At 71.4% G+C, this 13007-nt stretch carries 10 protein-coding genes and 1 pseudogene; 4 read left to right on the forward strand and 7 right to left on the reverse strand.

Annotation, left to right across the window (positions count from 1 at the left end; genetic code table 11):
- Window positions 1-110: 110 nt before the first annotated feature.
- The 3 genes from AB0E02_RS07750 to AB0E02_RS07760 all read right to left on the reverse strand — a co-directional run bounded on the left by AB0E02_RS07750 (window position 111) and on the right by AB0E02_RS07760 (window position 3725).
- Entirely contained in the window at window positions 111-1019 is a 909-nt protein-coding gene (locus AB0E02_RS07750; protein ID WP_362137103.1) for an ADP-ribosylglycohydrolase family protein, read from the reverse strand.
- Between the two features lie 11 nt (window positions 1020-1030).
- Window positions 1031-1690 carry a histidine phosphatase family protein gene (locus AB0E02_RS07755; protein ID WP_362137104.1) on the reverse strand — a complete coding sequence of 220 codons (660 nt, stop codon included), beginning with the start codon at window positions 1688-1690 and terminating at the stop codon, window positions 1031-1033.
- A gap of 370 nt (window positions 1691-2060) precedes the next feature.
- Window positions 2061-3725 carry an ABC-F family ATP-binding cassette domain-containing protein gene (locus AB0E02_RS07760; RefSeq protein WP_362137105.1) on the reverse strand — a complete coding sequence of 555 codons (1665 nt, stop codon included), beginning with the start codon at window positions 3723-3725 and terminating at the stop codon, window positions 2061-2063.
- 39 nt (window positions 3726-3764) lie between these two features.
- Here AB0E02_RS07760 and AB0E02_RS07765 point away from each other — a divergent pair, with 39 nt between their 5' ends.
- On the forward strand, window positions 3765-4445 hold the full coding sequence (locus tag AB0E02_RS07765) for a TetR-like C-terminal domain-containing protein (RefSeq protein WP_362137106.1): 681 nt from the start codon (window positions 3765-3767) through the stop codon (window positions 4443-4445).
- Window positions 4446-4472: 27 nt separating this feature from the next.
- Here AB0E02_RS07765 and AB0E02_RS07770 read toward each other — a convergent pair whose 3' ends face one another.
- Both AB0E02_RS07770 and AB0E02_RS07775 read right to left on the reverse strand, forming a co-directional pair.
- Window positions 4473-5078 (reverse strand): YdbC family protein, encoded by a 606-nt coding sequence (locus AB0E02_RS07770; protein WP_261955307.1) that lies wholly within the window; start codon window positions 5076-5078, stop codon window positions 4473-4475.
- A 60-nt stretch (window positions 5079-5138) separates the two neighbouring features.
- Window positions 5139-6551 carry an amidase gene (locus tag AB0E02_RS07775; RefSeq protein WP_362137107.1) on the reverse strand — a complete coding sequence of 471 codons (1413 nt, stop codon included), beginning with the start codon at window positions 6549-6551 and terminating at the stop codon, window positions 5139-5141.
- Between the two features lie 142 nt (window positions 6552-6693).
- Here AB0E02_RS07775 and AB0E02_RS07780 point away from each other — a divergent pair, with 142 nt between their 5' ends.
- Window positions 6694-7281 (forward strand): TetR family transcriptional regulator C-terminal domain-containing protein, encoded by a 588-nt coding sequence (locus AB0E02_RS07780; protein WP_362137108.1) that lies wholly within the window; start codon window positions 6694-6696, stop codon window positions 7279-7281.
- A 193-nt stretch (window positions 7282-7474) separates the two neighbouring features.
- Window positions 7475-8011 (forward strand): annotated as a pseudogene (locus AB0E02_RS07785) (TerD family protein); the annotation flags it as partial.
- A gap of 67 nt (window positions 8012-8078) precedes the next feature.
- Here AB0E02_RS07785 and AB0E02_RS07790 read toward each other — a convergent pair.
- Complete coding sequence (locus AB0E02_RS07790) at window positions 8079-8666, reverse strand: CGNR zinc finger domain-containing protein (protein ID WP_362137109.1); 588 nt, start codon at window positions 8664-8666, stop codon at window positions 8079-8081.
- A 115-nt stretch (window positions 8667-8781) separates the two neighbouring features.
- On the opposite strand from AB0E02_RS07790, the gene AB0E02_RS07795 reads away from it, so the two are divergent.
- A complete protein-coding gene (locus AB0E02_RS07795) occupies window positions 8782-10050 on the forward strand; it encodes an MFS transporter (protein ID WP_362137110.1) in 1269 nt (422 codons plus the stop codon).
- A 70-nt stretch (window positions 10051-10120) separates the two neighbouring features.
- Here the strand turns inward: AB0E02_RS07795 and AB0E02_RS07800 are convergent, their stop codons facing one another.
- Window positions 10121-13000, reverse strand: a complete 2880-nt coding sequence (locus tag AB0E02_RS07800; RefSeq protein WP_362137111.1) for a vitamin B12-dependent ribonucleotide reductase — start codon at window positions 12998-13000, stop codon at window positions 10121-10123.
- Window positions 13001-13007 lie beyond the last annotated feature (7 nt).

A 13007-nucleotide genomic window follows, 5' to 3' on the forward strand; every position in this document is an offset into this window, starting at 1 on the left:
GCCTGGCCGACTACGGAGTGCCCGGCCGACCACGGAGTGAAGGATCAGCTCCCGGCCAGGGCGCGGAGTCGTGGGGCAGCTTGTGGTCGGGCGTGAGGTCAGGCGTGGGGTCAGTCTTCGAGGGTGGGGGCCCAGGACGGGAGGGGCTCGGTGCCCGCCAGCCAGGCCGCAGGGGGCGCGCCGGCGGGGTCGGCGGCCACGATCCCGCCGACGATGCCGCAGGTGGTGTCGACATCGCCGCCGGCCCGCACGGTCGTCCAGAAGGCCTTCTCGTAGTTGCCGAGATGGCGGGCCGCCGCCCACAGGGTGAAGGGCACGGTGTCATGGGCGCTGGTGCGCCGGCCGCAGCCCAGGACGGCGGCGACGGTGCCGGAGTCGGCGTAGTCGAGCATGTCCCGGGCCCGGCGGAGTCCGGCCTGTACGGCGCTGCGCGGGATCAGTGCCAGTACCCCGTCGAGCAGCTCCTCGGGGCCGGTCTGCCGGCTCGGGTCGGCGACCAGGGCGGCCGCCGCGGCCACGGCCATGGCGCCGACCACGGCCTCGCGGTGCTGGTGGGTGGTGTAGGCGGAGATCTCCGCCTGGTGCGTGGCCTGCTCGGGGTCGTCCGCGTACCACGCGCCGAGGGGCGCGATGCGCATGGCGGCGCCGTTGCCCCAGGATCCCTGGCCGTTGAAGAGCGCCGACGACAGCTCGCGCCAGTCGCCGCCCTCGCGGATCAGCCGGAGCAGGCGGTTGACGGCCGGGCCGTAGCCGCGGTCGAAGTCGTGGTGGTCCGCGAAGGAGGCGGCGAGGGCGTCCTGGTCGATCCGGCCGTGCGTGACCAGCACGGCCAGGATGGAGCAGGCCATTTCCGTGTCGTCGGTCCACTGCCACGGGGTGGGCGGCAGCTCGCGGCGCTTGAGGGCGGGATAGTGGGCGGGGACGAAGAACTGGGATCCGAGGGCATCGCCCACGGACAGTCCGCGCAGGCTCGCCAGAGCCCGCGCACAGCGGTCTGCGTCACGGTGGTCGGGGGTCATCGGTGTGCACTTTAACCGGTGACGCCATAAGGCTCGGGTTCACACCAGCGCTCGAAGGGCCGGTCGAGGGTGTAGCGGCCGTCCGGACCGAGCAGCAGGCTGCGCCATTCGGCGTTGCCCGGGTTGGACAGCGACTCGAATTCGGCGACGGTCCAGTGGAACCAGCGCATGCAGAACAACCGCATGGTGAGGCCGTGCGTGACGATCAGGACGTTCGGCGGGTGGTTCGGGTCCTCGAAGCTGCGCCACAGGCTCTCCAGGAACGCCCCGACCCGGTCGTAGACGTCCGCACCGGACTCGCCCTGGGCGAAACGGTAGAAGAAGTGGCCGTACGCATCCCGGTACGCCTTCTGCAGCCGTACGTCGTCGCGGTCCTGCCAGTTGCCCCAGTCCTGCTCGCGGAGCCGCGGCTCCTCGCGCACCCGTACCTTGCCCGGGTCGAGGGCGAGCTCGCGGAAGGTCTGGTGGGTGCGGCGGTAGGGCGAGACGTAGGCGGAGATCCGCTCGTCGCCGAACATCTCACGGAGCGGGCCACCGGCCTCCTCCGCCTGCCGCCGCCCCGCCTTGGTGAGGGAGAGGGCGTGGTCCGGCTCCCGCTCGTAGATGGAGTCGTCGATGTTCCCCTCCGACTCCCCATGACGGAGGAGCACGATGCGTCGGGGGCGAGCCATGCGGCCAGCCTAAAACGCCTGCCCTGTACATGCCGCGCGCGGCCCGTCGCTGCGGTGTCCGGGCGGGCCCGGCGCCCGGCTTACCGACGACATGACCACGCCGACGGTGACGAGGGCCGCCGACGCCGACGGGGGGCGCCGGCGGTGGACACCGGCGGCGGGGGACACCGACGGCGGGGGCAGCGGCGGTGGTGCCGGCCTCGACGGACCGGTCCGGCTCGTCCCGTCGATCGGGGCGTCGCGGACGCCCGCCACGACCCGTGCGTACGTCAGCGCACCGATGGGGAACGTGGCCGCGCGGGAAGCGGACGGCGACGCTTTCGGCTCGACCCCGTACCGATCGCGGCGGTGACCTCGGCAGGCGACCGGCTCAGGCGGCGACCAGGGCCGGGCGGCCGTTGCGTATCTCGTAGGGGCGGCCGCCGAAGCGCCGGCGCAGCAGGCGGTCGTGAGTGACCATGACCAGGGCGCCGGGCCAGGCCGCCAGTGCCGCTTCGAGCTCCTCGACCAGGCCGAGGGCGAGGTGGTTGGTGGGTTCGTCGAGCAGCAGCAGGTCGGCCGGGCGGGCCAGCAGCCGGGCCAGTGCGAGGCGGCGGCGCTGACCGGCCGAGAGTGCCCCGACGGGCACCTGGAGATCACGTTCGCGGAACAGGCCGAACGACAGCAGCAGCTCAGCCAGCTCTTCCGGATGGCCGGACAGGCCACGACGGAAGGCGTCCAGCAGCGGCTCGGCCGGGCGGGAGACCGGTATCTCCTGGGCGAGGAAGCCGATCCGTCCCCGGCGCAGCACCGTGCCGCTGTCCGGAGCCGTGAGCCCGGCCAGGACCCTGAGCAGGGTGGTCTTGCCGGCGCCGTTGGGGCCGTGGATGAGCAGCCGCTCCCCCGCCGTGACGCTGAGGGAGTCCACGGCGAGCCGGTCCCCGACCCGTACGCCGTCGAGCTCAACGAGGGTGCCCTCGGTCCCGCCGAGGCCCGGTGCGGCCCGGAAGCGGAGCGGTTCCGGGGGCTTGGGTACCGGGTGGTCCCCGAGTCTGCGCAGCCGCTCCTGGGCGTTGCGCACCCTGCTGGACACCGATGACTGGACCCGGCCCTTGGCGCGGTCGTACGCCATCTTGTTGCCGTCCTTGATGGCCCGGCCCGGAGCGACGCCGTGCGCGGTGCCGGCTGCGAAGTCGGTGAGGCGGGCGACCTCTGCGCACCACTCGGCGTATTCCTGCTCCCAGCGCCGGCGGGCGGTCGCCTTGGCCGCCACGAAGGTGCCGTAGCCGTCGCCGTAGCGGACGAGTGCCCGACGGTCGGCGTCGACCTCGACGATCACGGTGGCGATCCGCTGGAGGAAGAGCCGGTCGTGCGAGACGGCGAGGACGGTGCCCCGATGGGCGAGCAGAGCGCCCTCCAGCCAGTCGAGCGCGGCGGCGTCGAGGTGGTTGGTCGGTTCGTCGAGGAGCATCACCTCGGGGGCCGCGGCGATGAGGCAGGCGAGGCCCAGGCGGGCCTGCTCGCCGCCGGAGAGACTGCCCAGCAGTCGGTCGTGGCCCAGTCCCTCCAGCCCGAGGGCGTGCAGGGCCGCCTCGACGCGGGCGTCGGCCTCATAGCCGCCGCGCAGCGCGAACAGCGTGAGCAGATCGCCGTACTCGTCGAGCCGGGCGACCGAGGCGTCGCCGAGTCCGCTCTCCAGTGTGCGGAGCCTGCGCTCCAGGTCCCTGGGATCGGCCAGTGCCGCGTCTATCGCGTTCTGGACGGTGTGGTCCGGCGGGAGGTCGGGGGTCTGTCCGAGATATCCGATGCCACCGTCGGCGGTCAGCACGACATGGCCCTCGTCCGGCTGCTCGACGCCCGCGATCAGGCGCAGCAGCGTCGACTTCCCGGCGCCGTTCTCCCCCACCATCCCGACGCGTTCGCCGGGCCGCATCGACAGTGAGACACCGTCGAGCAGCAGGCGCTCGCCACGGGATGTGGTGATGTCGTGCAATGAGATCTGAGTGGGGCATACAACCTCCCCCAGCAAACGCAACCCTCGTTGCGTTACGCTCATGATGACACAGCACACCCACTAACACAACTGGAGTTGCAATTGACTGGAGAACCCGCGCGTGCCAAGGCCGGCAGCGCCGAGCCCTCCGCCCCTGGCACCCGCCGCCCGGGCGGCCGGACCGCCCGCACCCGCGCCGCGGTCCGCGACGCCGTGCTGGCCGGCCTCACCGAGTACGGCTACCCCGGCCTGACGGTCGAATATGTCGCCGAGCACTCCGGCGTCCACAAGACCACGCTGTACCGCCGCTGGAAGGACGTCGAAGGCCTGGTCGCGGACGCCCTCGACCTGGCGGGCGAGGACAGCTGGACGCCGCCGGACACCGGCTCACTGGAAGGCGATCTGCGGGCGCTCGCCCATGAGGTCGTCACCTCCTTCACCGACCCCGCGGTGGCCGCGTCGGGCTCCGCGATGATCGCCGCCGCCTTCCAGTCCGAACGGGCCGCGGAGGCACTGCGCGCCTACTACGCCGAGCGGTTCACGCGCTGCGAGGCCATCGTGGAACGCGCGGTCGCACGCGAGGAGTTGGCCGCCCCGTTGGACGCCGGTGCGCTCGTCCGGTCCGTCTCGGCGCCGCTTTTCTTCCGTCTGTTCATCACCCGGGAGCCGATCGACCGCACACTCGCCGACCAGGCCGTGGCGGCCGCGCTGGCCGCGGCACGGGCGGGGGTGTTCGCCGGTGGCGACACGGTGGGAGCGGCTCCGGATGCGGCCGCCTCCTGACGCCGGCCACGAGGCGGACCGGGCCGGTCACACCGTCCAGGACGGTTCGAGTTGCACCACGTCCCCGGCGATCGCCCGGACGTCCGCGGCTATCTGGGCCCGCAGCGCCAGGCGTTCCACCCGTTCGGGCCGGTACTTCCCGCGTTCCGCCGCCGACTGCCACATCGAGAGGACCAGGAACTCCTCCCCCGGTGCCCGCCCCAGCATCCCCCGGAGCATCCCCGGCGAGCCCGCCATCGCCGGGTTCCAGACCTTCTCCTGCATCAGCATGAAGTGGTCCACGCGTTCCTGGCGCACCTGGCAGTGCGCCAGTCGCAGCACGTCCACGTCCCCGAACGCCGGCCGGAAGCCCACCTTCACATCGAATTCGTGCTCGAAGAGGCGGACCTGGGCGTCCTTGTAGGTGCCGGTCTGGGCGGCCGCGAGCCGGTCGTGCGAGCGGGCCATGAAGGAGTCGTAGAACGCCCGGCTCTCCCAGAAGGCGACCAGATGCGCCACGTCCGGCCGGCCCCGGCTCCATCCGCCGCCCTGTCCACGAAACCCCGGTTCACCCAGCAGCCCCGCCCATTTCCGCTGCCCCCGCTCGAAACCTCGACGGTCCACTACGGTGAGGCGAATCCACTTGACCAGCACCGCGCCATCGTACGGCCCGGGGGCCGATCCGGATCACTGTGCGTACCACCCCGAACTTCCTTACGGACGGGGATCGATGGGCGTCAGTACCCCCAGCCGTCGCTCCACCTCCTCGGCCGCCTCCAGACACAGGTCCTCCCGGTAGGAGCGGCCGATCAGCTGCACGCCATACGGGAGCCCCGCCACCACTCCGGTGGGCACGGCGACCGCGGGGACCCCCACGAAGCTGGTGGCCGTACACAGCCGCATGGCGTTCTGCACCCGCCGATAGCCCTCGTCGTCCCGTACCTCCTCCCCCGGCGCGAACGGCGGCTCGGTGAACACCGGGCCCAGGACCAGCGGATACTCGTCCAGGAACTGCGCCCAGTCCCGTTGGATGCCCATCCGCACGCCGGTCAGCCGCAGGTACTCGGCCAGCCCCACCGGAGCGACCTCCGCCATGCCCCGCTCGATGTAGCGGTGCCCGCCCTCGCCGAGCAGGGGCTTGACCACCGGCCAGGTGATGGCGAACTCGGTGCGCGTCATACGGGCGTACGCGTCCAGGGCCTCGTCCAGCCGCGGCACATCGGCCACCTCGGTCACCTCGTACCCGGCGTCCCGGAGCGCGTCCGCGGCACTCTCCACCGCCTTGCGCACGGAAGGGTGCACACCGTGCCCACCCGGATCGGTCACCATTGCCACCTTGGCGGGCCGCTCCAGCGGCTCGCCGTACAGGGGCACCGGTACCGCCCTCGGGTCGCGGGGATCGGCTCCGGCCAGCGCCTCGTAGGCGAGCCGGAGATCGCCGACCGTACGGGCCAACGGCCCGTCGACCACGAGGAACTGGGCCGCGAGGGAAGGATCGTCGGACCCGATGCGGTGATCGGCGGCGAACCGCCCGTAGGTGGGCTTGAGTCCGGCCACACCACAGAAGGACGCCGGGATGCGCACCGACCCCCCGGAGTCGTTGCCGAGGCCGAGCGGAGCCATACCGCTCGCCACGGCCGCACCGTCGCCACCACTGGTGCCACCCGGGGTGACCGCCCCGCTCCAGGGGTTCGCGGTGTCCCCGTACAGCTCGCTCCGGGTGTGGACACCGGCCAGGATGAGCGTCGGCATGTTGCTGTGTCCGAGGGGGATGCCGCCCGCCGCGCGCAGCCTTGCCACCGGGGGCGCGTCGGAGCGCGCGACGAGGTCGCGGAAACGCTCCGCGCCGAAGGTCGTCGGTACGCCCTCGATGGCGGTGCTCTCCTTCACCGTGAACGGCACCCCGGCCAGCGGCCCCAGCTCCGCCCCCTCGGCGCGCTTGCGGTCGACCGCCGCCGCTTCGGTCCGGGCACGCTCGGCGAGCAGTTGAGTGACGGCGTTGACGGCCGGGTTGACCTCGGCGATCCGCACCAGGTGCGCATCGATCAGCTCGACCGCCGACACGTCCCCGTCGCGCACCGCCGCCGCCTGGGCAGCGGCGGTCAGTTTCCACAACGCGCTGTGCATTTCTCCCCTTTCGGGCCCGGGACCGGACGTCGCACGTTCCGCCGCGGTTACCAGGCCGACCGTTTTCCGATGCACTTGCATCGCTTCGGCACCGTAACCTTGCCAGCGATACGCCCGCATCGAATAAACCGGAGCGCACGGGATGCCCAAGCAGGTGGACCACGAGGGCCGACGTCGGCAGATCGCCGAGGCGGTGTGCCAACTCGCCGACGAGAGCGGCCTGGAGGGTGTGACGCTCCGCGATGTCGCGGCGCGCGCCGACGTGTCCATGGGAGCCGTCCAACGCTGCTTCCGCACCAAGGAGGAGATGCTGGTCTTCGCGCTCGGCCACATCGGCGAGCGGGTCGGCGCCCGGGTGGCGGCACGGCTCACCGCCTCGCCCGCACAGTCGGCACGCACGGCGCTGGGCCACGCCGCAACCGAGGTCTCACTGCTCCGGGACGAGCACCGGGCCGAGGCCCGGGTCTGGCTCGCCTTCGTGGCGCAGGCCGCCGTCAGCCCCTCACTGGCCGAAATCCTGCGCAGCAACTACACAGGTCTTCAGACGGTGTTCACGCGGTTGATCTCGGAGGCCTCCGACATCGAAGACCCGGAGCGGGCGGCACGAACGCTCCTCGCCCTCGCCGACGGCCTCACCGCCCACGTCCTGATCGGCCACCTCTCCCCCGCCACCGCCCTGGACGTCCTCGACGGCCATCTGCACCATCTCTGGAACCAGAAGGCATCCTGAGACACATGAGGAACGCCCCTCCCTGAGGCCCGAAGGGTATTTTCCGGCCAACGGCAATGGCATCAAGTCACCTCTGACCAGGGGAAGTTCCCCGGCACCCTCGGGCACCTGGCGTGGCACGATGGTCGCCAACGGGAAGTCCCGGGGCCCGTCCGCGCGAGCACGTCGGCGGTACCGCACCCCCGGGGGACGAGGGAAGGGAAGCCCGGTGAGCACGCTCAACAAAGGGATCGAGAAGGTCGAAGTAGCGCTCAAATGGGATCCGAGCCCGATGGGCGCGCCGGACCATGACCTCGACATCGTCGCGGCGCCCTATCCGGCCGACGCCCCGCACGGCGACCCGGCCTATTTGGTGCACTTCGACAGCCGGTCGCCCGACGGAACCATCAACCTGAACCGCGACAGTCGGACGGGCCAGGGTTTCGGCTGGGACGAGATCATGACGCTCGAACTGGACCGGCTGTCCGAGACCTACGTACGGGTGGTCGTCGGCGTGGCCATCCAGCAGGGCGAAGACCGCATCACCTTCGGCGACGTCGCCAACGCGGCCGTACGCATCCGCGAGGGCTACACCGACCTGGCCTCACACGACTTCGCCGAGGTCGCGCAGTCGACCGCCACGACGGTCGCCGAGTTCGTCCGGGACGATACGGGCAACTGGCGCTTCAACTCCGCACTCCGGGGCTTCGACACCGAACCGGCCGACTTCGCCCGGCTGATGGGGCACTGACCCAGGCGGTCCCGCGGCGCCCGCGGGAGCGGACCGCGCCGCTTGACTGCCCTCATGGAGCGCGCCGCTATCCGCCCTCCCTCTTGCGGCGGCGGTGCGCCGCGACCCGTGCCCGTGACGCGCAGGCGGTCGAGCAGTAGCGGCGCGCGCTCCCGGGGCCGGTGCCCAGATAGAGCCTGGTGCACCCCGGAGCGGCGCATTCCCCCCAGGGCATCCGTCCGTACTCGGTGAGGATCTGCGCCAGCGCCAGGGCACTTGAGGCGGTGAACCACTCGGCCCAGGTCGCGTCGTCCCCCCGGTCGATGTGCAGCTGCCAGGTGTGCCCGTCGTGCCGCGAGAGGTGCGGACGGGCGCCGCATTCGGCCAGCAGCGCGTTGATGGCGTGGGCGGCCCGGTCGACATCGGGCTCGGCGAGGAGAGCGCCGAGCCGGTCCGCGGCCGCCCGCAGGCTCTCGGCGTCCTCTCTGGTGAACGCCTGCTCGGTGAGGTCCTCCGGGCGCTCCCCGTGGTGCGCGAGCAGCCCGGCCAGCGCCTCCCGGGAGATACCGGGATCCGCGCGTACCGCATTCACCAGATCCTTCAGCCGGTCCGCGGGTCGGAACCCACGCGCCCCTGCCACCTCAGCCGTCACGGACTCCCCGCTCCGCGCGCGCATGGCGCACACCCATGGTCCCGTTCACACCCTCCCAGCGTAACGGCTTGTGCCGATAAGCCGTTACCCCGCATCCTTTGGAGGCTGAGGTCAGCTCACCGGAAACCTGGAGATGCGTATGCCGCGACAGCCCGTCCCGAGGGAACGCGCTGGATTACCGCTCTATCTGGCCACCGCCTTCTTCGCCCGCCTCGCCGATGAAGGGATGGCCGTGGCGGTCGTCCTGCTGGCGGTGCACCGGACCGGAAGCGCGGCGCAGGGCGCGTTCGTCCTCACCGCCTGGATGGCGCCGCATGTGATCGCTGCTCCCCTGGTGGGTGCCCTCGCTCCCCGGGTGCGCCATCTGCGGCTGTGCTACCTCGGTGCGCTGGGCGGTTTCGCCGCAGCCATCGCCGTACTGTCGCAGCTCCTCGGGCGGGCCCCGCTACCGGTGACGCTGGCCGTCGCCCTGGCCGGCGGCGCTTGCGGACCGGTCGTCTCCGGCGGTCTGTCCAGCCTGCTCGCCGTTCTGCTGCCGGCGGGCGCACGGCGCGACCGGGCCTACGCCCTGGACGCGACGGTCTACAACGCCGCCTCGGTGGCCGGACCCGCCGTGGTCAGCACGGTGGCCACACTGGCCTCACCGGGCACGGCCATGCTGTTCCTCGCGGTCGCGGCGGCCCTCGGGGCGGCGCTGGCCGGCGGACTGCCGTACCGGCGCGCGGAACCGCCGGCGTCCGGCGCCGCACCGGCCACCACCCTGCGCACGGACCTCGTGGCCGGACTCGCGGCCGTATGGCGCACCCGTGAGCTGCGCGCCATTACGGCGGCGACCTGTCTGGCCTTCGGCGGTCTCGGAGGCCTCACCACCACTACGGTGCTGCTCGCCGCCCACCGGGGACACCCGGGGGCGGGTGGCGCCCTGATGACCGCGTTCGCCGTCGGGGCGCTCATCGGTTCCCTGGTGGTGGCCCGCCGGCCGCCGCTCCTCCCGGATCACCGCCTCGCCACCGTCGCGCTGTGCGGGACCGGCCTGGCGCTGGCCGCCGCCGCGCTGGTCCCGTCCCCGGTGGCCGGCCTGGCCCTCTTCGCCCTCGCGGGCGTGTGCGACGGCCCGTTGCTGACCGCCACGCTGCGCATCCGCGCCGCACACGCGCCACCGCGGACCCGGGCGCAGGTCTTCACCCTGGGGGCAGGGCTGAAGTTCACCGCGGCAGCCGTGGGCGCGACGCTCGTCGGCGCGGCGGCCGCACTGCCGCCGGCGCTCCTCCTGGCCGTCATCGCCGGTGTCCAGCTGGCCGCCGCGGCCCTGAACTCCGTGCTCCGCCCCCGGACGAGCGGCCGCAACGGCGCCCCGGACACGCCGGAGGGGACCGGCGCCCGACCGGTCCCCTCCGTACGTCCTTGAGCCCTGCGGACCCGCTGAGCGGGCCGTACGGGCCGCGCCGAAGACCTCTCCGGCGCGACCCGTCACCGGCTCAGCTGCAGCCGCTGGTCGACCCGCAGCCCTCGCACAGGTAGCAGCTTCCGGCGCGCTGCATCTTCGTGCCGCAGGAGAAGCACAGCGGGGCGTCGGCGTTGATGCCCAGCTGCATCTCGACCAGTTCGGCGTTGGTGTGCGCCTGCTTGGGGGCCGGGGCGGCGACCTCCTCGACGATCTTCACCGCCGGGGTGGACTCCTTCGGCGGGTCGATCTGGCGCGGCGCCGACTGGGCCAGGCCCTCGACGTCGACCTCGTCGTCGGACGGCTCGTACGAACCGGTCTCCAGGTGGCGCGTGCGCTCCTCGACGGAGTGGATGCCGAGCGCCGAGCGGGTCTCGAACGGCAGGAAGTCCAGCGCCAGGCGGCGGAAGATGTAGTCGACGATCGACTGCGCCATCCGCACGTCCGGGTCGTCGGTCATACCGGCCGGCTCGAAGCGCATGTTGGTGAACTTCGAGACGTAGGTCTCCAACGGGACGCCGTACTGGAGGCCGACGGACACCGCGATGGAGAAGGCGTCCATCATGCCCGCGAGGGTCGAGCCCTGCTTGGACATCTTCAGGAAGACCTCACCAAGACCGTCGTCCGGGTAGGAGTTGGCGGTCATGTAGCCCTCGGCACCGCCGACCGTGAAGGAGGTGGTGATCCCCGGGCGACCCTTGGGGAGGCGCCTGCGGACCGGGCGGTACTCGACGATCTTCTCGGCGACCGGCTCGGCCACCGCCTTCTTCTCCTCCTCCTTCTTCTTGGCGGAGAGCGGCTGGCCGACCTTGCAGTTGTCGCGGTAGATCGCCAGCGCCTTCAGGCCGAGCTTCCAACCCTGGAAGTAGACGTCCTCGATCTCCTCGACGGTGGCCGACTCCGGGACGTTGACCGTCTTGGAGATCGCACCGGAGAGGAACGGCTGGGCGGCGGCCATCATGCGGACGTGGCCCATCGGGGAGATGGAGCGCTCGCCCATGGCGCAGTCGAAGACCTCGTAGTGCTCCGGCTTGAGGCCCGGGGCGTTGACGACATTGCCGTGGTCGGCGATGTGCGCGACGATCGCCTCGACCTGCTCGGGCTGGTAGCCGAGCCGCTTGAGCGCCTTGGGGACCGTGTTGTTCACGATCTGCATGGAGCCGCCGCCGACCAGCTTCTTGAACTTGACCAGCGCCAGGTCCGGCTCGACACCCGTGGTGTCGCAGTCCATCATCAGGCCGATCGTGCCGGTCGGGGCCAGCACGGACGCCTGGGCGTTGCGGAAGCCGTTCTTCTCGCCGAGGCGCAGCACGTCCTGCCAGGCCTCGGTGGCCGCGGCCCAGACCGGGGTGTCCAGGTCGTCCATGCGCACCGCGGTGCCATTGGCGTCCGAGTGCTGCTTCATGACGCGCTGGTGGGCGTCGGCGTTCCGGGCGTAGCCGTCGTACGGGCCGACGACCGCGGCCAGTTCGGCGGAGCGGCGGTAGGAGGTGCCGGTCATCAGGGAGGTGATGGCACCGGCCAGCGCGCGGCCGCCGTCGGAGTCGTAGGCGTGGCCGGTGGCCATCAGCAGGGCGCCCAGGTTGGCGTAGCCGATGCCCAGCTGGCGGTAGGCGCGGGTGGTCTCACCGATCTTCTGGGTGGGGAAGTCGGCGAAGCAGATGGAGATGTCCATCGCGGTGATGACCAGCTCGACGACCTTGGCGAAGCGCTCGGCGTCGAAGGACTGGTTGCCCAGGTCGTCGTCGCGCAGGAACTTCAGGAGGTTGAGCGAGGCGAGGTTGCACGAGGAGTTGTCCAGGTGCATGTACTCGCTGCACGGGTTGGAGGCGGTGATCCGGCCCGTCTCCGGCGAGGTGTGCCAGTGGTTGATGGTGTCGTCGTACTGGATGCCGGGGTCGGCGCACGCCCAGGCGGCCTCCGCCATCTTGCGGAACAGGCCCTTGGCGTCGACCTCCTCGATGACCTCACCGGTCAGGCGGCCGCGCAGGCCGAACTTCGAGCCGGACTCGACGGCCTTCATGAACTCGTCGTTCACACGGACCGAGTTGTTGGCGTTCTGGTACTGGACGGACGTGATGTCGTCGCCGCCCAGGTCCATGTCGAAGCCCGCGTCGCGCAGCGCGCGGATCTTCTCCTCCTCCTTCACCTTGGTCTCGATGAAGGCCTCGACGTCCGGGTGGTCGACGTCGAGCACGACCATCTTGGCCGCCCGGCGGGTGGCGCCACCGGACTTGATCGTTCCGGCGGAGGCGTCGGCGCCGCGCATGAAGGAGACCGGACCGGAGGCGTTGCCACCGGAGGAGAGCAGTTCCTTGGAGGAGCGGATGCGGGAGAGGTTCAGACCGGCACCGGAGCCGCCCTTGAAGATCATCCCCTCTTCCTTGTACCAGTCCAGGATCGACTCCATGGAGTCGTCGACGGACAGGATGAAGCAGGCGCTGACCTGCTGCGGCTGCTTGGTGCCGACGTTGAACCACACCGGGGAGTTGAAGCTGAAGATCTGGTGCAGCAGGGCGTACGCCAGCTCGTGCTCGAAGATCTCGGCGTCCGCCGGGGAGGCGAAGTAACCGTTCTCCTCGCCGCTCTTGCGGTACGTCTTGACCACGCGGTCGATCAGCTGCTTGAGGCTCGACTCACGGCTCGGGGAACCCACCGCACCACGGAAGTACTTGCTCGTGACGATGTTGACCGCGTTCACCGACCAGAACTCGGGGAACTCGACGCCACGCTGCTCGAAATTGACCGAGCCGTCGCGCCAATTGGTCATGACGACGTCACGGCTCGCCCATTCCACCTCGTCGTACGGATGCACTCCGGGCGTGGTGTGAATGCGCTCGATACGCAGACCCTTGCTCGCCTTGCTGCCCTTGGCGCGGGAGCCTCGTGCCGGGCCGCTCGTCGTCTCTGTCATTCCGCCT

Origin of the sequence: Streptomyces sp. NPDC048196 (assembly GCF_040652715.1) — a bacterium.
Lineage (GTDB): Bacteria > Actinomycetota > Actinomycetes > Streptomycetales > Streptomycetaceae > Streptomyces > Streptomyces siderophoricus.